The sequence below is a fragment of the Paraburkholderia phytofirmans PsJN genome, assembly GCF_000020125.1.
Taxonomy (GTDB): Bacteria; Pseudomonadota; Gammaproteobacteria; order Burkholderiales; family Burkholderiaceae; genus Paraburkholderia; species Paraburkholderia phytofirmans.
Genome location: NC_010681.1, coordinates 3,456,130 through 3,474,830 on the forward strand (window position 1 = coordinate 3,456,130; position 18,701 = coordinate 3,474,830).

Below are 18,701 nucleotides of genomic sequence, written 5' to 3' on the forward strand. Positions count from 1 at the left end.
TTATTCCCCTTTTCTGGTTGTTTCGTTCACGGCGTGCACCGCTTCGCGCTGGCTCGCCACCAGCGCCGCCAGTGTGCTGATCGAGCGGAAGTGTTCGCGCGTGCGCTCGTCGTTCGCTGCGATGGTCAGTTGGTAGTGTTTGCGCAGCACGATGCCGATTTCGAGCGCGTCGATCGAATCGAGACCGATGCCGTCGGTATCGAACAACGGTGCATCGTCGTCGATATCGGCCGGGCTCAGGTCTTCCAGATCGAGAGCTTCGATCAGGAGCTGTTTAATTTCCAGTTTTAAAGAATCCATAATCGAACAGGTGCTGGGTAATGTGGGCTTCGACGGCGCTCGTCACGCTACGCGCCGCGAGAGCCGGTGGAGTGTCATGGGCCGCGAGCTGGTCGACGCCGAGCGGTTCGAGCACGTTCACGCGCATTCTGAACGCGCGCGCCGGCACGTCGTACCAGCGCATCTGCTTGGTGAATGCGGGCGGATCGCAGTCCATCAGCACGGGGACGATCGGCGCGCCGACCTTCAGCGCCATGTGCGCGAATCCGCGCGAAAACGCATGCAACCGGTTCGGCGCGGGGCTGCGCGTGCCTTCCGGAAAAATGATCATGGTATAGCCTGCGGCCAGTTGCTTCGCGCCGGCCTCGACGAGTTCCGCGGGATCGGCATTGCTGACGTATTCCGCCGAGCGCACGATGCCCCAGAAACACGGGTTGCTCCAGTGCGCGTTTTTCACCACGCAGCAGGCATGCGGCGTGAGCGACAGCAGCACCATTACATCGAGATAGGTCGGGTGATTGGCGACCACGATCGCCGGGCCGCCCGCGCGCAACGCCTGCACGCCCGACACTTCCAGTTCCATCACGCCGATGCGTTGCAATACCGCGACCAGCACACGAAAAAACCAGTGAATCACGCTCGTCACCGCGAATTGGCGCGAGGCGCGGTGCGGCCACACCCAGGCAAGCGGAAACACCACCACGGAAAACAGCACGCCGCACACGCCGAAGACCACGAAAGCCATGCCGGTCGCGCAGAATCGCCATAAGTAATCAAGCCGCGCGGTCATGCCACCTCCAATGCCAGGTGGCGCCGGCGTTTTGCCAGGCGGCGGGCAGGCCGGTTTCCAGACAGTGCTGCAGCGCCTGGCTCTGGGTCGCGAAGAGGGTTTCCGGGGCGGTGCTTTTTGGCCTGTCTGTCCCGTCTGTTTCGTCTGCCACTTCCATCCCGCCTGTTTCGCCTGCGCGGGTTTTGTACAACGGCGCGGAGTCTGACTGGACTGCGCGTGACACCCAGCACTCCAGCTCGCCCGTCGCCGTTTCGCTATCCAGCAGGATCGCGATCGCGCCGCCCTGCACTTCGTCTTCGATCGTGCCGTATGCCGAATCGGCCGGTTCGTCCGCGTAGACGAGCAGCGTCGGCGAACCCGGCTGCGTGGCATATTGCGCATGGGCTTCCAGCAGCGCGTAACCCAACGTTTCCGCACCGGCGGAGATCGCGCTCGCCGCGGAGCGGTCGCCGCGCGCAATGCCGAACACGCCGGTCATGGCATTGAGCACCGAGAGGCTGAAGGCGGTCGGCGAAACCGGCTCGCCCGCGCTGATGGCGCGCAAGATATCCGTGGTGCGCCGCAATTCGCCGTGGCGCGAGGCGAACACGACCCGCACCGCATCTCTCGCGACACAATCGTGCGCAACCTTCAGCGCCACTCTGGACAGAGTGCTCAGGCGACGCCGCACGATCGGCTCGATGAAGCCGATATCGGGTGCGGCAGATGCGGCAGCAGGCCAGCTAGACCAGCGAGCGACCGGAATGGTCCAGTGCAGATCGGGCATATCGGTGTTCGCGCGTAGAAGCGAGGAGAGGCTGAAGCGCCTGACGGAATACGGCACCGTCACAGCGTGAACGCGCCGCGCGGACCGGCAATCTCCAGCCGGGGTCGATCCAATCTTATTAGATGGGGTTCAGCGGATTAACGGCACTTGGCCCTGATTATTTAGCCGCCTTTGTCAATTCGTCCGAAAGATTGTCGTGGGCGTCCTATGGTCGCCGGAATCATACTGAATATTCTCGGATAAATCAGCTTCGAAAGACGTATCCATCTGTATCCGTTTCTCTCACGCGACGCCCGCGTGGCAAGCCATGGCACAGGCCTCCGACGCCGTATTCCGCTTGGCTGACGGACCCTTTCCCCATCAGCGGCGCGGCTTGCCGCCGATCCGGACCCGGAAATAATTCGCTGAAATCCGGTAATACTTTCAATTTACTTTCTTAAAAAGTGTTTCAGATTGGGGGCTGCTGCGTCGTTAGCCGGCCTCATTTTGAATGCGTAACGCACGGGCGAGGCCGTTCTGCCGTTCAAGCGATGCAATTGGGGCATGCGGATGCCCGACGGCGACATCGGGGCGTGGCGCATTGCGCTCTCCGGCGGGAAAAGCAGAACGGCCCGGCAGGGTGACCTGCCGGGCCGTTTATCTACCACCCACGTCGCCGTTTGACCGCGCGCCAGCAAGATACTCTTTACTGAACGACTTTCGCACCAGACGCCGGCACCGGTGCGGCGGCAGGCGCCGTGCCGGTCGCCACCATTTCGTTCGATGGTCCGCCACTCTTGTCGACCGGAATCTTCACCGTATGAACCACGCCGTTGCCGAGCGGGAAGTCGGCCAGCGCGCTACGCGCCAGATACGGCATGGCCCGAACCAGCGACGACTCGCCACCCGTATTGCGCGCCGTCACGTTGTAGACCTCCTTGCCGCTCGCACGCTCGGTTATCCGCACGCCCAGCAAGTGGGTGAAGATCGGATAGCTCTGGTTCACGTAAGTGGCCGGGAATGCGCCCCACGGGCCCCACGGATCGAATGGCCGGCCATAGCCCCAGTACGGCGCCGGCCACGGGTTGTAATACACCGGCTCCGAGACCGTCACCATGTCCGAACGGATTCCGTAGGCCAGTCCCACCAGATAGCGCGCCTGCGCACTGTCGACCTGACGGAACGAATGCGTGGCGAGTTCGTTCGCGACCAGGCGCTCGTAAGTGGTGAGCTCAAGATTGTTCTGCTGGTCCGCCGCTCGCGTGAACGCATAAGTTCGGGTGGCGTCGTTGCCGCTCCAGTCGGAAAAGGCTGTGACCTGAGTGGTGACGTAGGTCGTGCAGCCGGAAAGCAGTACCGTCAGTGCGCCCAGCAGCAGCGCGGCGTGGCGGGTCCATCGATCGATTTTCATGGTCTACCTCGTGAAGCTTCCAAGTTGCCTCTGTATTGTCCGTCAAACCCGGCCCCGTCGACGCACAGGCTTTCCCGCACGCGGGCGCCCGATAATACGCTGACCGGCCGACTCGGTAAAAAGTTCGCTCCGCACAATTCGCCGAGGCTTTGTACAATGGCTCGACATGCCCGGCCCGCACGCCAGAAGCGCGCTCGCCGGCTCGAGTTCCAACACTACAGAACGCCATGGCCGATACCGCAACGCCCAATGTGATTCGCCGCGCCGACTACGCGCCGCCCGCCTTCCTGATCGACACCGTCGCACTGGAGTTCGATCTGGTCCCCGAACGCACGGTTGTCCGAAACACGATGCGCGTGCGTCGCAATCCGGAGGCGTCGCGTGCCGCGCACCTGGAGCTGATGGGCGAACAACTGGAGTTCGTCGGCGCCGAGATCGACGGCCAGCCGTTCGCCAATGCCCACGCGCACGAACACGGCTTGCGGCTCGACAGCGTGCCAGATCAGTTCGAACTGACGCTCACGAGCATTTGCAACCCAGCTGAAAACACCACGCTGTCGGGCCTTTACGTGTCGGGCGGCAACTTCTTCACGCAGTGCGAGGCCGAGGGCTTTCGCCGCATCACTTACTTCCTCGACCGTCCGGACGTAATGGCGACCTTTACGGTCACGCTGCGTGCAAACAAAGCCGATTATCCGGTGCTGCTGTCGAACGGCAACCTGCTCGAAGAAGGCGATTTGCCCGACGGCCGCCATTTCGCGCGCTGGGAAGATCCGTTCAGAAAGCCGAGCTATCTGTTCGCGCTGGTCGCGGGCAAGCTGGTCGCCCTGGAAGAGCGCGTGAAGAGCGGTTCGGGCAAGGAAAAGCTGCTGCAGGTGTGGGTCGAGCCGCACGACCTCGACAAAACCCGGCATGCCATGGACTCGCTGATCCATTCGATCCGCTGGGACGAGGAGCGCTTCGGACTCGAACTCGATCTGGACCGCTTCATGATCGTCGCGGTGAGCGACTTCAACATGGGCGCGATGGAGAACAAGGGGCTCAACATCTTCAACACGAAGTACGTGCTGGCGAACCCCGAAACAGCCACCGACACCGACTTCGCGAACATCGAGGCCGTGGTCGGCCACGAGTATTTCCACAACTGGACCGGCAACCGCGTCACGTGCCGCGACTGGTTCCAGCTGAGCCTGAAAGAAGGCCTGACGGTGTTTCGCGATCAGGAGTTCTCGGCCGACATGGCAGGCGGCGCGACGGACGAAGCCGCGCGCGCCACCAAGCGCATCGAAGACGTGCGCGTGCTGCGCCAGATGCAGTTCGCCGAGGACGCAGGCCCGATGGCGCATCCGGTGCGCCCGGAAAGCTACGTCGAGATCAACAACTTCTACACGATGACGGTCTACGAAAAAGGCTCGGAAGTCGTGCGGATGTATCAGACGCTGTTCGGCCGCGACGGCTTCCGCAAGGGCATGGATCTGTACTTCAAGCGTCACGACGGCCAGGCCGTGACCTGCGACGACTTCCGCCACGCGCTCGCCGACGCGAACGGCCGCGATCTCACGCAATTCGAGCGCTGGTATAGCCAGGCCGGCACACCGCGCGTGTCCGTGCGAACGCAATACGATGCCGCGCAGCAACGCTACAGCGTGACGCTCACACAAGGCTACGGCGAAGGCGCGCCGGCCGCGCGCGAAACGCAAAAAGGCCCGCTGCTGATTCCGTTCGCGATCGGTTTGATCGGCAAGGACGGCCGCGACCTGCCGCTGCAACTGCAAGGCGAAAACACGGCCTCGGCCTTCACCACGCGCGTGCTCGAATTCACGCAGACCGAACAGACTTTTACGTTCGTCAACGTGGCGCAGGAGCCGCTGCCCTCGCTGCTGCGCAATTTTTCGGCGCCGGTGATCGTCGAATACGACTACTCGGCGGAACAGCTCGCGTTCCTGCTAGCTCATGACAGCGACCCGTTCAACCGCTGGGAAGCCGGCCAACGGCTCGCTACGCGCGAATTGCTCACCCTCGCAGGACGCGCAGCCACCGGCGTGCCGCTGCAACTCGACGACTCCGTGGTGGCCGCGTTCGCCCGAGTGCTGACCGACGAAACACTCTCGCCATCGTTTCGCGAACTCGCGTTGATGCTGCCTTCGGAAGCGTATCTCGCCGAGCAGATGGCCGAATCGAATCCGGCGGCCGTGCACGCTGCGCGGCAGTTCGTGCGCAAGCGTCTCGCCAACGCGCTCAGGAGCGACTGGCTCAAGGTGTACGGGCAACATCGCACGCCGGGCGCTTACGAAGCCACGCCCGAAGCGTCCGGTCATCGTGCGCTGAAGAATCTCGCGCTGTCGTATCTTGCCGAACTGGACGATCCGGCCGAGGCCGTGCGTCTCGCGTCCGCGCAATACGATGCGGCCAACAACATGACCGACCGCTCGGCGGCGCTCTCCGCGTTGCTCAATGCGTCGGCGGCGAATGGCGGCAGCGCCGAGGCGCAGCAGGCGCTGGACGACTTCTACCGGCGCTTCGAAAAGGAGCCGCTCGTCATCGACAAATGGTTCGCCTTGCAAGCCACGCAGCGTGGCAGCGCGCAGCGTCCGGTGATCGAGATCGTGCGCAAGCTGATGACGCATCCGGCCTTCAACCTGAAGAACCCGAACCGCGCGCGCTCGCTGATTTTCAGCTTCTGCGCGGCGAACCCGGCGCAGTTCCATGCCGAAGATGGCTCGGGCTACGCGTTCTGGGCCGATCAGGTGATCGCGCTCGACGCCATCAATCCGCAAGTGGCCGCGCGCCTCGCCCGCTCGCTGGAATTGTGGCGCCGCTTCACGCCGACGCTGCGCGACGGCATGCGCGCGGCGCTGGAGAAAGTGGCGTCTCAGGTGAAATCGCGCGACGTACGCGAGATCGTCGAAAAAGCGTTGGCATGATGCTCGCCTGAGCACAGTTGTCGCATCGGAAAGCCGGCACGCGTTGCCGGCTTTTTTTTCGCCCTGGATTTTCTGCAGGCGCGACGCGGCCGCGCGTGGCAATCACGTTAGCCATCCGGACGACTGTTCGACTTGCGCTGAAGGGAAGAAAGTAAACGCGTTCATTTAACGGTTTACGTTTAACGCATCGCGTTATATCATCCCATGATCACGACATTCGGCGACAAAGCTACGGCGGGAATCTTTCAGGGCAAGTTCGTGTACTCATTGCCGCTTCACATGCAGGCGCTCGCGCGCCGCAAGTTGTTCATGATCGACGCCGCGGAATCCATCCGCGACCTGCATGCGCCGCCCGGCAACCGGCTCGAAGCATTGCAGGGTCAGCGCAGCGGGCAATGGAGTATCCGGATCAATGCGCAATGGCGCATCTGCTTTCATTTCGTCGAAGGGGAGGCGCTGAATGTCGAAATTGTCGACTATCACTGATTATTGGGAGACCGGCATGGTCATCAAACGCTCCGATCTGCGCAGCATCGATTTCTCGGACATCGACACCGGCGACAGCATCCCGGAAGGCCATCCGGGGGAAATTCTGCGCAGCGAGTTTCTCGAACCGCTCGGCATGTCCGTCAACGCGCTCGCGCTTGCGCTACGCGTCCCGGCGCCGCGCATCAACGACGTAGTGCGTGGCAAGCGTGCCATCTCGGCCGACACGGCGCTGCGGCTCGAGCGCTACTTTGGCGCGAGCGCGCAGTTCTGGCTCAATCTGCAAATCGCCTACGACCTGCGCGTCGCCACCGCGGCGGCCGGCGAGCAGATCGAGCGGGAAATCGAACCCATGCCGAAGGCTGAACGCCCGAAAATGCCGAAGGTTTCAGCTGAACACGCCCGCGCCGCCGCGCTCGCGGCGAGCGTGAGCGGCAAGCTGGCAACCGGCAAGGCACGCCGCAAAGCCTGAATTTCGCCACGCACCGGCATGTCCGGCGCCATCGCTGTGCAAGGTTCGCGCGCAAAAGCGCGGAAGCGACACAACGAACGGTTAAAATCAGAATATTCCTCAAGCCTTCCCGGAGTACAGCATGGCTTTGCAACGTCGTACCACACTCACGAAGTACCTGATCGAGCAGCAGCGCGAAACCAACAACCTGCCGGCCGATCTGCGCCTTTTGATCGAAGTCGTCGCGCGGGCGTGCAAGGCAATCAGCTACCACGTCAGCAAGGGCGCGCTGGGCGATGCGCTCGGCACAGCGGGCAGCGAGAACGTTCAAGGCGAAGTGCAGAAGAAACTCGACATCCTGTCGAACGAAATCCTGCTCGAAGCGAACGAATGGGGCGGCAATCTCGCCGGCATGGCATCCGAGGAAATGGAACAGTTCTTCCCGATCCCGGCGAACTATCCGAAGGGCGAATATCTACTCGTGTTCGATCCGCTCGACGGGTCGTCGAACATCGACGTCAATGTGTCGATCGGCACGATCTTCTCCGTGCTGCGTTGCCCGGACGGTCAACAACCCACCGAACAGTCGTTCCTACAGCCGGGCACGCAGCAGGTGGCCGCGGGCTATGCGGTCTACGGTCCGCAAACCGTGCTGGTGCTGACCACCGGCAATGGCGTGAACTGCTTCACGCTCGACCGTGAACTCGGCTCGTGGGTGCTCACGCAAAGCGACATGCGCATTCCGGTCGAAACGCGTGAATATGCGATCAATGCTTCGAACGAGCGCCACTGGTATCCGCCGGTCGAGCAGTACATCGGCGAATTGAAGGCTGGCAAGGATGGTCCGCGTCAGAGCGATTTCAACATGCGCTGGATCGCGTCGATGGTGGCGGACGTGCACCGTATCCTGAATCGCGGCGGCATCTTTATGTACCCGGCCGACAAGCGTACGCCGGACAAGCCGGGCAAGCTGCGCTTGATGTACGAGGCGAATCCGATGGCCTTTATCGTCGAGCAGGCAGGCGGCGCCGCGACCAACGGCGAGAAGCGCATTCTGGACATCCAGCCGAAAAGCCTGCATGAACGCGTCGCCGTGTTCCTCGGCTCGAAGAACGAGGTGGACCGGGTTACGCGCTACCATCTCGAAACAAAAAAGTGAGCTGAGGGGCTTGCCAAGCTGACAAAGAAGTCCCTATAATCTCGTTTCTCCTGATGCCGGAATAGCTCAGACGGTAGAGCAGCGCATTCGTAATGCGAAGGTCGGGGGTTCGATTCCTCTTTCCGGCACCATCAAGATTCAAGCAAAAAGCCCAGTCCTCGCGACTGGGCTTTTTGCTTTTCTGCACGTGTTTTGGCCGGGTCCGCGCATAGCCACCGCGCAATCAACCGCCCTACCGCTCACCCACGAAACCAGGCCGATCGAACTGCGCTGTCACGCCGAGGTTGCGCGCCACAACGGAATTTTCCGCGCGGGCCGGCTCTGGCTGATGAGTGCTATAGGCCGCGACCGCCTCTTGCGGCGCCGAAGAAAACCACAAAATCCGCCCGGCAGACTCGATTCCGACCTGACGACCTTTCCAGTACACAGCGTTTTCCATGGCGAACTCTCTGAGGGGCGAAGACTGCCATCTTCCGCGCCGGCAGTGGCGCGTCCGTTAGCCACCGCACTCTGGGCGCGGATAGTCGATATCAATGATAGGCGGTCATTTCTGGCTTGACGGGTACACGCGTCTCGATCTCGCCGCGATGCATCTCCTCGCGTTCACTGGCATCATCTTCAATTCATCGTTGGGCATGCTCCGTGCAACTTCACATGCGGTTGGCCGTCCCATCGGCCACGCTTATTCGCTGGTCATCGATATGGACGCCATCCGCAACAACGCTCCTTCAACGCCGCCGTCCGACGCACCCGCCTTCACCGGCTTCGTGCGCGTGCGCGGCGCTCGCGAACACAATCTGAAAAACATCGACGTGCAGATTCCGCGAGATGCGCTGGTCGTCTTCACCGGAGTGTCCGGCTCGGGCAAATCGTCGCTGGCATTCGGCACGTTGTACGCCGAAGCGCAGCGGCGCTATTTCGAATCGGTCGCGCCATATGCCCGACGCCTGATCGAGCAGGTCGGCGTACCCGAAGTGGACGCCATCGAAGGCCTGCCGCCCGCGGTCGCGTTGCAACAGCAGCGCGGCACGCCGAGCGCGCGCTCGTCGGTCGGCAGCGTGACCACGCTGTCGAGTCTCGTACGCATGCTCTATTCGCGCACCGGCGACTATCCGCCGAAGCAACCCATGCTGTTCGCCGAGGATTTCTCGCCGAACACGGTGCAAGGCGCCTGCCCGACTTGTCACGGACTCGGTCGCGTGTACGAGGTCACGGAAAAATCCATGGTGCCGGACGACTCGCTGACCATTCGCGAGCGCGCAATCGCCGCGTGGCCGCCCGCGTGGCACGGACAGAATCTGCGCGACATTCTGGTGACGCTGGGCTACGACGTCGATAAACCGTGGCGCGATTTGCCGAAGAAAGACCGCGACTGGATTCTGTTCACCGACGAACAGCCGACCGTGCCGGTCTATGCCGGCCTCACGCCGAAAGAAACCCGCGCCGCGCTCAGGCGCAAGGACGAACCGAGCTATCAGGGCACCTTCACCGGTGCGCGCCGCTACGTGCTGCACACGTTTGCGAACACGCAAAGCGCGTTGATGAAAAAACGCGTGTCGCGATTCATGATCGGCAGCGTCTGTCCGACCTGTCATGGTAAGCGGCTCAAGAAGGAAGCGCTGTCGGTGAAGTTCGCCGGGCTCGATATCGGCGAGTTTGCCCAGTTGCCGCTAGCGCGGCTCGCCGAGATGCTCGCACCGATCGCGCGTGGCGAATGGCCCGAGCCGGATGTCGGACATTCGGGCAAAGACCCTGGCAAAGGCAGCGTGCTCAGCAAGAACGCCATGCGCGATGCCGTCGATAAACGGGTCGCCGCGGGCGGTTCCGCGCACAAAGCCGCGCCCGATGTTCGGCGCACACCTAACCTGTCCGAGGAAAAACGCGTCGCCGCGCAGCGCATTGCCGCCGAATTGCTCGAACGCCTGACCACTCTGGTCGATCTGGGTCTGGGCTATCTTGCGCTGGAGCGCAGCACGCCCACGCTGTCATCCGGCGAATTGCAGCGCTTGCGACTCGCTACGCAATTGTCCTCGCAGTTGTTCGGCGTCGTGTATGTACTCGACGAGCCATCGGCCGGCCTGCATCCCGCGGATGGCGAAGCGCTCTTCAGCGCGTTGCAGAGTCTGAAGGCCGCGGGCAATTCGTTGTTCGTCGTCGAACACGATTTGCAGATGATGCGGCGCGCCGACTGGCTCGTCGACGTCGGTCCCGCAGCCGGCGAAGCCGGTGGCCATGTGGTTTATAGCGGGCCGCCCGCCGGCCTCGCGAAGGTCGAAGCGTCGCACACGCGCCGGCATCTGTTCGCGCCGCCCGCGCCCGTCGCGCGCGCGACGCGCGAACCGGCCGGCTGGCTGCGGCTCGCCGGCATCACGCGCAACAATCTGCACGGGCTGGACGCCGCGTTTCCGCTCGGTTGCCTGACCGCCGTCACCGGCGTGTCGGGCTCGGGCAAATCGAGTCTCGTGAGCCAGGCGCTGCCGGAACTGGTCGCCAGCCACCTTGGACGCGTCTTCGAAAACCCCGACGACGACGAACAAGACCCGTTGCTCGCCACCGCGAGTGCGCCGACCAGCGGCCGCATCGCTGAAGGCATGGACGCGCTGCGGCGGCTCGTGCGCGTCGATCAGAAACCGATCGGGCGCACGCCGCGTTCCAACCTGGCGACGTACACGGGCCTCTTCGACCACGTGCGCAAGCTGTTCGCCGACACGCCGCTCGCCCGCAAACGCCGCTACGGCGCGGGCCGTTTCTCGTTCAACGTGGCGCAAGGCCGTTGCCCGACGTGCGAAGGTGAAGGCTTCGTCAGCGTCGAGCTACTGTTCCTGCCGAGCGTCTATGCGCCCTGCTCGACCTGTCACGGCACGCGCTACAACACGCAGACGTTGGAAGTCACATGGCGCGATAAAAACATCGCCGAGGTGCTCGGCCTGACAGTCGACGCCGCCTGCGATTTCTTCGCCGACGAAGCCAGCGTGATGCGCGCGCTGAAAGTGCTGCGCGACATCGGCCTCGGCTATCTGCGGCTCGGTCAGCCGGCCACGGAATTGTCCGGCGGCGAAGCTCAGCGCATCAAGCTCGCCACGGAACTGCAACGCGCACAACGCGGCGACACGCTATATATCCTCGACGAACCGACCACCGGCCTGCATCCCGCCGACGTCGACCGGCTGATGGTGCAACTCCAAGGACTCGTGGATGCCGGCAATACCGTCGTCGTGGTGGAACACGACATGCGGGTGGCGTCGCAAAGCGACTGGGTCGTCGACGTCGGTCCGGGCGCCGGCGATGCCGGCGGCAAGATCGTGGCGAGCGGCACGCCGGCTGAGATTCTGCGCGTGAAGGAAAGCCGCACCGCCGAGTATTTGCGGCAGCACCTCGCAGCGTGAAAGAAGGACAGGCGAAGTGACTGGAAAACCGGCCGCATTTTCCGTATTAGGGAAAATTCCCGCACTGTAGTGGTCAAGCCTCTTTGGACACCCACAAAGGGTTTTTTCAATAAATCGAAGTTTCGTACCGCACTGGCGGCAGATTGTTTGCCGCCGAATGAATGCGCCGGTAGTTGTAGAAGTCTGCGATGTAGCCCGCGATATCGCGGCGGGCGAGTTCGTGGTTGCCGTATTCCTGTTCGCCAATCCATTCACTCTTCAGGCTTCTGAAGAAGCGCTCGACCACCGCGTTGTCCCAACAATTCCCCTTTCTGCTCATGCTCTGGACGATCCCGTTCGCCTTCAGATCGCCCACGAAGCGCTCGCTGGTGTACTGGCAGCCCTGATCGGAGTGGAACATCAGCCCGGCTGCCGGGCGCCGCTTCTGCCGGGCCTGCTGTAGGGCCTGGATGACCAGTTCCGTATCCGCCTGCAAGGCGAACGCCCAGCCTACGATGCGGCGCGAGTGCAGATCCATCACGATGGCCAGATAGGACCACCCCTGACGCGTTCTCACATACGTGATATCGCCTGCCCATACCCGGTTGATCGCGCCCGGCTCGAATTGCCGCTCAAGCAGGTTAGGTGCAATCAGGGCTTCACCCTCGGCCTTGCGATACCGGTGCGTTCGCCGCCTGGCCACAGCCAGTTGCGCCTCGCGCATCAGTGAACGCGCCCGGTAGCGTCCGATTGCATAACCCTGCTGCTGCAGTGCCTGCGCCATCCGGCGACTGCCGTAACTGCTGCGGCTTTCGCTATGAATCTGACGCACGGCCTTCAGCAGTGGAGGCGATGCGCCCGGTTTGGGCGGCCGCGCAGCAAAGGCGTAATAGCTGCTTCGCGGCACCTTCAGCAAACGGCACATCAGACTCACCGGCCAGGCCTTCTTCAGCGAACGGATCACTTCGAGGAGCGATCCATTTCCTTGACGAAGAAGGCCGTAGACTTTTTTAGTATCTCGCGCTCCCGCTCAAGCTCCATCACGCGCGCTTCCAGCTCACGGATGCGTCGCTGGTCGCGCTGGATCTGCACGTCGCTGCGTGGCGGCTCAGCCTGCTGCGCACGCCACTGCGCCACCCAGCGCCGCAAAGCCGAGTCACCCACGCCCAACGCCTCGCAGGCCTTGGTGATTGGATAGCCCTGCGCAACCACCAGTTGCACTGCCTCAGCCTTGAACTCGTCTGTCAGGTTCCGTCTGCCCATGTCTCTCACCTCAGTTGGAGAATTATCCCCTTTAGAGATGTCCAGGACCATTGGACCACTACACACCGAAACCGTAAAAATAGCGTCTGACGAAAGCCCAGCGTTCGCTGCCGAACGTTGGGTTTTCTTATTCAGGCAAAAAATCTTAAAAAGTGTTTTTAGTCGTCAACGAAACGGGAGAACCGTTCGTTTACAAAAGATTAGAGGGCGGAATGGCGCGTACTGGACCGACCGCAATTAACGAACGTTCGGCCTCTTAAATGGAAAATCCTGTCGATGCGGCAGCGCACAAATATTCGCGACGATTGATTGTTATCGGTCGATATGAATGTGGAGTGCGCGAAAACGACGACTGGATGCTGAGCGGCCCACGGGATAAGGCCCAGAGGGAAACGGCGCGGAGTATTGGATTGGCTGGGACGGTGACCGCGAAATAAGGCTATTAGCAGTCAGCCGCTAAATTCTATTCAAACATTCCGTTCCATTGTTGACCTGTGCCGTTAAAGCAACAAACGACATATGACCCGCATCAGCAGGCTGGTGCAAAACGGGGACCGAGGCAGATAATCGGTTTGTAAAGGAGAGAGATCATGGATGCCAAACCACCGAAAGTTCCGACCCCGGATAAAGTCTTTTGCCCGGATCCGGAACCCGCTGGCGTCGAGTTTCTGGGTGCTGAGCTGCCGGAGCACGTTCGCGCTTTTTTCGACGAACAACGCAAGTCGTGCGATTCGAAGTAACTATGCCGTGGCGCAATGCAGCATTGACGTCCGCGCGTCTGGCGCGCGGCTGCCGTTTGCATACGTTTAACCGCTCGTTTTCTGCTCGATTCGTGACGCGGGGTCAGTCCGTCTGATTCGGATGACGCTCGGCCGTGCGGTCCGACGTCCGTTGTTGCTCGCCTGTTCGGGTTGACGTTCGACGGTTTCCCGTCGGAAGACCGACGCACGTTCGGCGCTTCGTCTATTCTTCTGGTTTTTCTTCCGCGGCCGCTCGGCTACTGCCATTTTCCATGAATCGTTCTTACCGCTTCGGCGCGTCATGCATGCTCGCGCTGCTGGCTGCTCTTGCATTCGCGCCCGCTCCCGCCATCGCGGATGGTGACGACACCGCGCTAACCAATCTGATCGCGCTTGCCTCGCAGCGCCTCGCACTGGCGGAACCCGTAGCGCGCTGGAAGTGGGCCAATCACCAGGACATCACCGACACCCCGCGCGAAAACGCCCTCCTCGCCGATGTCGAGAAGCGCGCAGCGGCGGCGAACGTCGACCCGGCGTTTGCCCGTGCTTTCTTTCAGGATCAGATCGACGCCAGCAAGGACGTGCAAAACGCGCTGTTCGCCGCGTGGCGTCGCAGCCAGCCGCCGCAAGGACCCGCGCCTGATCTGGCGACCAGTACGAGACCGCAGTTGGACCGGCTGACGCAATCGCTCGTGGCCGGCCTTGCGCGCGTTCAGCCGTTGCGCGCGGCACCGGATTGTCCGTCGCGCGTCGCGCAATCGCTGGCCAACTGGAAGTCGCTGACGCGCTACGACTCGGCTCATTCGAGCGCGTTGACACGCGCTCTCGGACACGTGTGTGAAACGGGCGGCGTGGGCGCAACGGGTTAGTTCGAGTGAGATGAAGCGCGCAGTTTGAGGCTGGCCAATGGCGGCGAAAGCGGCGCGCGCTTGAACCCGCTTTGAACAGCGGGCTATCGGTTGAAAACGAAGTCGCTGAAGACCGAACTGGTGAACGCCTCAGGCAAGACTCGCCACCGCCGCTCCAATCGGCACGCTCAACGGCATCACACGCAAACCGCGGGCGAGATGGCTCTGCAAGATGCGATAGGTCGACAACTCGAACGGACCCGCCGCGCTCGATGCATGCAACTCCGCTGCCAGCGCGAGCGATGCCGCGTGGCCCACGTAACACCAACGGTCGACGACGTGAAACGCGCGCGCCTGCGACGCCTCCTCACGCTCCTCGAATACGATCGGCCCGTCGAACGGCCAGGGCGCGTCAGCAGGATCGCTCTTTGCGACACGCGGCACCCGGTTATGGCCGGGGCGCAGCGTCGCGATCCACTGCGCCTCCGCGAGCATGGCGCCCAATTCGCCGCCGGTCGCGCGCCATTCAACACGCCGCACCTGCTGCGCAAGCCGGATATCTTTGGAGGAGCGCCGCTCGCCAGTCAAATGCGAGCGAAGCCGCTGACGCACGCGCACGCTTCGCCCGACATACAGCGGCAAATCCTCTTCCCCATAGAACGCATAGACGCCGCAGCCGGCCGGCGCGGTATCGAGCAGATCTTCGGTGATGTCACCCGCAAGCCGGTAGCGCCGCGTGGTGCGCTCGATCTGCGTACGCAATACGTCGAGCGGCACGAGGCCGTGCAGACGTTGCCAGAACTGCCAGATGAGATCGGCGTCGGCGAGCGCGCGGTGGCGATCGGACGGCACGAGCGCGTGACGCTCGACCAGAGCGTCGAGACCGTGACGCTTCTCCGCCGGGAACAGCGCGCGCGACAGGCGCACGGTGCACAGCACGTCCGGATCGAACGCCAGTCCGACCCGGCGAAACTCGCCGCGCAGAAATCCGCGATCAAAGCTGGCGTTATGCGCGACGAACAGTTTGCCGTTCAAACGCTTGAACAGCTCCGGCGCGATCACGTCGAAGGTCGGCGCGCCCCGCACCATCGCATTCGTGATGCCGGTGAGCTGCTGGATGAATGAGGGAATCGGCTGCTGAGGGTCGACCAGACTGCTCCAGCGCGACACGCCGGCTGGTCCGATTTCGACCACGCCCACCTCGGTAATGCGATGCTCGGCGGTCGAACCGCCCGTGGTTTCAAGGTCGACGAAGACGATCGGCCCATCCAGGGCCGGTTCCGGCAAAAACTGTTCAGACATGGAAAAAGAGACTTTGGACGCGTGGCTTTGCGGCAAGTATGCACCAGTTGGCGGTCGAGTACCCGAATGGCATCGCATTACGTCAAGTGAGCTGGCGCGCGATGGTCCCGTTTCCGCATAAGCGACAGGCTCCCGCAAAACCCGAAGTCATTTCGTTTTCGCGACGGACACAGAGAAAGGATGGTGAAGCTTTTTGGGAAATTTTTGCTGGCCGTACAAATCATTCCCCAGCGGATATTTAAAATCAGTCGCCTCCGTCCAAATGACATCAGGCATAAAAAAAGCCCCCGCGTTTAGCGAAGGCTTTCGTGCACTCTGCCGCGCGACCATACGCCGAGCCGCGTCGACTGGCTTACAACGGGTGGATGTTCGCCGCCTGCTTGCCCTTCGGGCCGGCCTTGACGTCGAACGAAACGCGCTGATTTTCCTTTAGCGATTTGAAGCCTTCCGCGCGAATCTCCGAAAAGTGCGCGAACAGATCTTCGCCGCCAGAATCCGACGTGATGAAGCCAAAGCCCTTAGCATCGTTGAACCATTTGACGATACCGGTTTCCATTTCCATTTTCCTTCGATAATTTATTAAATATTAGGCATTACTTTGAAAACCGAATATCACAACCACGCCATGCAATTCAATCTGGCGAGCGAAATTCAGCATTGCCGTTATACGGGGAACGAAGAATTTTCGTCAAACGAATTTTCGATATACGATTATCACATCGCACGATAATCCGTAACTTATTGGCTTTACAATCCAGATCGCATATTGGCATGCGCGCCCGAATAATCACACCGCGTCAATATTACTCAATTGAGCGCGAGAATGCGTTTTAGCGGAAAATTTTTCAGCCTTTCGCCGCAAAATGTAACAGAAGATGTTTTCAGTAAGTGTTTGTCCGACTTGCTGCACGACATACATAGCGGGATGATTGATTCCGGCAGTGGTAGTAACGCGCATTAGGGAGATTGCCATGCTGTTCAATCAAATTCGCAGCCTCTTTACGTGGCTGATCCACTCGCACGCGAAGACAACTTCCGAAGAATCTGCGCCAGTCGCGGACACGCCCTCGATCTTCGAAATCGATCCCATGTGGCACGGCGATCATTGGCAAAACCTGCTGTCGTCCCCCATGGACGCGCGTCGCTACGTAATGGAAGACTGGAGCGTCTCGATAGCGGACGACTGGAACGAAGTGGACGGCGCGGCGCCCGCCCACTGAGCGCGTCGTCAATCGGCGCGGCGCAGTCAAAAAAAAGCGCGACTGGAAAAGTCGCGCCGACAAAGGTTTGGAGATCTTTTTCGTCAACGAAAAAGCCTGCTTCGGAAAGCAGAAGCTTGAGTATAGCGGCTTAACTCCTTTCCGATTATTCGCATAAACAACAATCATCTGTTGCGGCATTAACAACAATCTCATTTTACGTTTTATTACGTTGTTTTTTTGCATCGATTCGTGTCGCGAATCCACAACGCAACGCCATCCGGGTCTCGCCTGCATCTCCCTAAAATCGCTGGAAGCCTTTATTGATAAGGCTTCATCGGCTTTCACATATCGTTTCTCAACGCGTAATACTTTATTGCGAAAATCGGAACGTCTATTACGCGAAGTGTCTCTCTACACTCTGCCTAACCGGAAACCAGCGCGATTTTGTTCAACGCGCATCTCACTCGGATTACGCCTCTCGCAGCGTCCCGCGTGAAGGTCTCCTTAAGCCTGGGTTCAATGCCCACTCTCGCTCTCGGAGTTACAAGATGAAAAAGACACTCATGGTCGCAGCCCTTACGGGCGTTTGCGCAACCGCTGCGCATGCACAAAGCAGCGTCACGCTGTACGGTTTGATCGACGCCGGCATTACTTATACGAACAACCAGCATGGCCATAGCAACTGGCAGGAAACCAGCGGTTCGGTGAACGGCAGCCGTTGGGGCCTGCGTGGGTCGGAAGATCTGGGCGGCGGTCTCAAGGCCATCTTCACGTTGGAAAACGGCTTCGGCATCAATGACGGCACGCTCAAGCAAGGCGGTCGCGAATTCGGCCGTCAAGCGTTTGTGGGTTTGACGAGCGACCAGTTCGGCGCCGTTACCCTCGGCCGTCAATACGACAGCATGGTCGATTATGTCGGCCCGCTGGCGCTGACCGGCACCCAATACGGCGGCACCCAGTTCGCGCACCCGTTCGACAACGACAACCTGAACAACTCGTTCCGCGTCAACAACTCGGTCAAGTACCAGAGCGTCAACTACGGCGGCTTCAAGTTCGGCGCGTTGTATGGCTTCTCGAACCAGGCCGACGGTTTCGCCAACAACCGCGCCTATAGCGCGGGTGCGTCGTACAACTGGGGCGGCCTGAACGTCGCTGCCGCTTACCTGCAATTGAACAGCAACGGCGCGACCGGCGCAGCGGCGGCGTTCAATTCGGGTGGCGCGGTGTCGAGCGACAACACGTTCTTCGCCGGCCGCCAGCAAACGTGGGGCGCGGGTGCCAACTACGCGTTCGGCCCGGCAACGGTCGGCCTCGTGTACTCGCAAACCAACCTGTCGAGCCTCGCCGGTATCGGCGCCGGCGCTTCGGGTCAAAGCGGAGGCATCGCCTTCGGTAACAACAGCGCTCACTTCCAGAACTTCGAAGCGAACGCTCGCTATGCGCTGACGCCGGCGGTCAGCATTGCCGGTTCGTACACGTACACCCGCGCGAGCCTGGCTGGCACCCGTCCGCACTGGAATCAGTTCAACCTGCAAACCGCGTACGCGCTGTCCAAGCGGACCGACGTGTATCTGCAAGGCGAGTATCAGCAAGTCAACGAAAACGCTGTCGTGGATGCCGACATCAACGGTCTGGGCGCTTCGGGCAACAACAAGCAAGTCGCTGTGACCGCAGGTTTGCGTCACCGCTTCTAAATAAAGCTGCGGGTAACACCCGCGGGCTCAAAGGCGCCGTTC

The 18,701-nt window shown here is 61.3% G+C and carries 17 protein-coding genes and 1 tRNA gene; 10 read left to right on the plus strand and 8 right to left on the minus strand.

Annotated features, from left to right (window positions below; genetic code table 11):
* From BPHYT_RS15190 to BPHYT_RS15205, 4 genes are all read right to left on the minus strand, one after another.
* Entirely contained in the window at positions 1-300 is a 300-nt protein-coding gene (locus tag BPHYT_RS15190) for a phosphopantetheine-binding protein (protein WP_012434033.1), read from the minus strand.
* Positions 275-1,069: a lysophospholipid acyltransferase family protein gene (locus BPHYT_RS15195; protein WP_012434034.1), complete on the minus strand. Its 795-nt coding sequence runs from the start codon at positions 1,067-1,069 to the stop codon at positions 275-277. The genes BPHYT_RS15190 and BPHYT_RS15195 overlap by 26 nt, the downstream gene beginning before the upstream one ends.
* The gene (locus BPHYT_RS15200; protein ID WP_012434035.1) at positions 1,053-1,835 is read right to left on the minus strand and encodes a beta-ketoacyl synthase chain length factor; all 783 of its coding nucleotides are present in this window, start codon (positions 1,833-1,835) and stop codon (positions 1,053-1,055) included. The genes BPHYT_RS15195 and BPHYT_RS15200 overlap by 17 nt, the downstream gene beginning before the upstream one ends.
* 685 nt (positions 1,836-2,520) lie before the next feature.
* The gene (locus BPHYT_RS15205) at positions 2,521-3,225 is read right to left on the minus strand and encodes a DUF4136 domain-containing protein (RefSeq protein WP_012434037.1); all 705 of its coding nucleotides are present in this window, start codon (positions 3,223-3,225) and stop codon (positions 2,521-2,523) included.
* 227 nt (positions 3,226-3,452) lie between these two features.
* On the opposite strand from BPHYT_RS15205, the gene pepN reads away from it, so the two are divergent.
* From pepN to BPHYT_RS15230, 5 genes are all read left to right on the plus strand, one after another.
* Positions 3,453-6,149 carry an aminopeptidase N gene (gene pepN / locus BPHYT_RS15210; protein WP_012434038.1) on the plus strand — a complete coding sequence of 899 codons (2,697 nt, stop codon included), beginning with the start codon at positions 3,453-3,455 and terminating at the stop codon, positions 6,147-6,149.
* A 204-nt stretch (positions 6,150-6,353) separates the two neighbouring features.
* Positions 6,354-6,635, plus strand: coding sequence for a type II toxin-antitoxin system RelE/ParE family toxin (locus BPHYT_RS15215; RefSeq protein ID WP_012434039.1), 282 nt, complete (start codon positions 6,354-6,356; stop codon positions 6,633-6,635).
* Positions 6,636-6,651: 16 nt separating this feature from the next.
* Positions 6,652-7,107: a HigA family addiction module antitoxin gene (locus BPHYT_RS15220; RefSeq protein ID WP_012434040.1), complete on the plus strand. Its 456-nt coding sequence runs from the start codon at positions 6,652-6,654 to the stop codon at positions 7,105-7,107.
* A gap of 121 nt (positions 7,108-7,228) precedes the next feature.
* Positions 7,229-8,245, plus strand: a complete 1,017-nt coding sequence (locus BPHYT_RS15225; RefSeq protein ID WP_012434041.1) for a class 1 fructose-bisphosphatase — start codon at positions 7,229-7,231, stop codon at positions 8,243-8,245.
* 55 nt (positions 8,246-8,300) lie between these two features.
* Positions 8,301-8,376, plus strand: a tRNA-Thr gene (locus BPHYT_RS15230).
* Positions 8,377-8,477: 101 nt separating this feature from the next.
* Here BPHYT_RS15230 and BPHYT_RS15235 read toward each other — a convergent pair.
* Positions 8,478-8,684, minus strand: a complete 207-nt coding sequence (locus BPHYT_RS15235) for a hypothetical protein (RefSeq protein WP_012434042.1) — start codon at positions 8,682-8,684, stop codon at positions 8,478-8,480.
* A 262-nt stretch (positions 8,685-8,946) separates the two neighbouring features.
* Here BPHYT_RS15235 and BPHYT_RS15240 point away from each other — a divergent pair, with 262 nt between their 5' ends.
* Positions 8,947-11,631, plus strand: a complete 2,685-nt coding sequence (locus tag BPHYT_RS15240) for an excinuclease ABC subunit UvrA (protein WP_041759026.1) — start codon at positions 8,947-8,949, stop codon at positions 11,629-11,631.
* Between the two features lie 106 nt (positions 11,632-11,737).
* Here the strand turns inward: BPHYT_RS15240 and BPHYT_RS15245 are convergent.
* Positions 11,738-12,873 (minus strand): IS3 family transposase gene (locus tag BPHYT_RS15245; RefSeq protein ID WP_238535650.1). Its coding sequence is split into 2 segments (ribosomal slippage): positions 11,738-12,615 and positions 12,615-12,873, totalling 1,137 coding nucleotides; the frame shifts between segments, so codons are not numbered across the junction.
* Between the two features lie 590 nt (positions 12,874-13,463).
* On the opposite strand from BPHYT_RS15245, the gene BPHYT_RS38690 reads away from it, so the two are divergent.
* On the plus strand, positions 13,464-13,613 hold the full coding sequence (locus tag BPHYT_RS38690) for a hypothetical protein (RefSeq protein ID WP_007180815.1): 150 nt from the start codon (positions 13,464-13,466) through the stop codon (positions 13,611-13,613).
* Positions 13,614-13,885: 272 nt separating this feature from the next.
* Complete coding sequence (locus BPHYT_RS15260) at positions 13,886-14,482, plus strand: chorismate mutase (RefSeq protein ID WP_012434044.1); 597 nt, start codon at positions 13,886-13,888, stop codon at positions 14,480-14,482.
* A gap of 129 nt (positions 14,483-14,611) precedes the next feature.
* Here the strand turns inward: BPHYT_RS15260 and BPHYT_RS15265 are convergent, their stop codons facing one another.
* Positions 14,612-15,763, minus strand: a complete 1,152-nt coding sequence (locus BPHYT_RS15265; protein ID WP_012434045.1) for an exonuclease domain-containing protein — start codon at positions 15,761-15,763, stop codon at positions 14,612-14,614.
* A 352-nt stretch (positions 15,764-16,115) separates the two neighbouring features.
* Positions 16,116-16,319 (minus strand): cold-shock protein, encoded by a 204-nt coding sequence (locus BPHYT_RS15270; protein WP_012434046.1) that lies wholly within the window; start codon positions 16,317-16,319, stop codon positions 16,116-16,118.
* A 415-nt stretch (positions 16,320-16,734) separates the two neighbouring features.
* On the opposite strand from BPHYT_RS15270, the gene BPHYT_RS15275 reads away from it, so the two are divergent.
* Both BPHYT_RS15275 and BPHYT_RS15280 read left to right on the plus strand, forming a co-directional pair.
* Complete coding sequence (locus BPHYT_RS15275) at positions 16,735-16,983, plus strand: hypothetical protein (RefSeq protein ID WP_012434047.1); 249 nt, start codon at positions 16,735-16,737, stop codon at positions 16,981-16,983.
* 530 nt (positions 16,984-17,513) lie between these two features.
* Positions 17,514-18,659, plus strand: coding sequence for a porin (locus tag BPHYT_RS15280; RefSeq protein WP_012434048.1), 1,146 nt, complete (start codon positions 17,514-17,516; stop codon positions 18,657-18,659).
* Positions 18,660-18,701: the final 42 nt, after the last annotated feature.

What these genes read in the sequence shown, in the direction of transcription:
- BPHYT_RS15190 (WP_012434033.1), bottom strand. Translation starts at nt 300, where the DNA reads ATGGATTCTTTAAAACTGGAAATTAAACAGCTCCTGATCGAAGCTCTC.
- BPHYT_RS15195 (WP_012434034.1), bottom strand. Translation starts at nt 1,069, where the DNA reads ATGACCGCGCGGCTTGATTACTTATGGCGATTCTGCGCGACCGGCATG.
- BPHYT_RS15200 (WP_012434035.1), bottom strand. Translation starts at nt 1,835, where the DNA reads ATGCCCGATCTGCACTGGACCATTCCGGTCGCTCGCTGGTCTAGCTGG.
- BPHYT_RS15205 (WP_012434037.1), bottom strand. Translation starts at nt 3,225, where the DNA reads ATGAAAATCGATCGATGGACCCGCCACGCCGCGCTGCTGCTGGGCGCA.
- pepN (WP_012434038.1), top strand. Translation starts at nt 3,453, where the DNA reads ATGGCCGATACCGCAACGCCCAATGTGATTCGCCGCGCCGACTACGCG.
- BPHYT_RS15215 (WP_012434039.1), top strand. Translation starts at nt 6,354, where the DNA reads ATGATCACGACATTCGGCGACAAAGCTACGGCGGGAATCTTTCAGGGC.
- BPHYT_RS15220 (WP_012434040.1), top strand. Translation starts at nt 6,652, where the DNA reads ATGGTCATCAAACGCTCCGATCTGCGCAGCATCGATTTCTCGGACATC.
- BPHYT_RS15225 (WP_012434041.1), top strand. Translation starts at nt 7,229, where the DNA reads ATGGCTTTGCAACGTCGTACCACACTCACGAAGTACCTGATCGAGCAG.
- BPHYT_RS15235 (WP_012434042.1), bottom strand. Translation starts at nt 8,684, where the DNA reads ATGGAAAACGCTGTGTACTGGAAAGGTCGTCAGGTCGGAATCGAGTCT.
- BPHYT_RS15240 (WP_041759026.1), top strand. Translation starts at nt 8,947, where the DNA reads ATGGACGCCATCCGCAACAACGCTCCTTCAACGCCGCCGTCCGACGCA.
- BPHYT_RS38690 (WP_007180815.1), top strand. Translation starts at nt 13,464, where the DNA reads ATGGATGCCAAACCACCGAAAGTTCCGACCCCGGATAAAGTCTTTTGC.
- BPHYT_RS15260 (WP_012434044.1), top strand. Translation starts at nt 13,886, where the DNA reads ATGAATCGTTCTTACCGCTTCGGCGCGTCATGCATGCTCGCGCTGCTG.
- BPHYT_RS15265 (WP_012434045.1), bottom strand. Translation starts at nt 15,763, where the DNA reads ATGTCTGAACAGTTTTTGCCGGAACCGGCCCTGGATGGGCCGATCGTC.
- BPHYT_RS15270 (WP_012434046.1), bottom strand. Translation starts at nt 16,319, where the DNA reads ATGGAAACCGGTATCGTCAAATGGTTCAACGATGCTAAGGGCTTTGGC.
- BPHYT_RS15275 (WP_012434047.1), top strand. Translation starts at nt 16,735, where the DNA reads ATGCTGTTCAATCAAATTCGCAGCCTCTTTACGTGGCTGATCCACTCG.
- BPHYT_RS15280 (WP_012434048.1), top strand. Translation starts at nt 17,514, where the DNA reads ATGAAAAAGACACTCATGGTCGCAGCCCTTACGGGCGTTTGCGCAACC.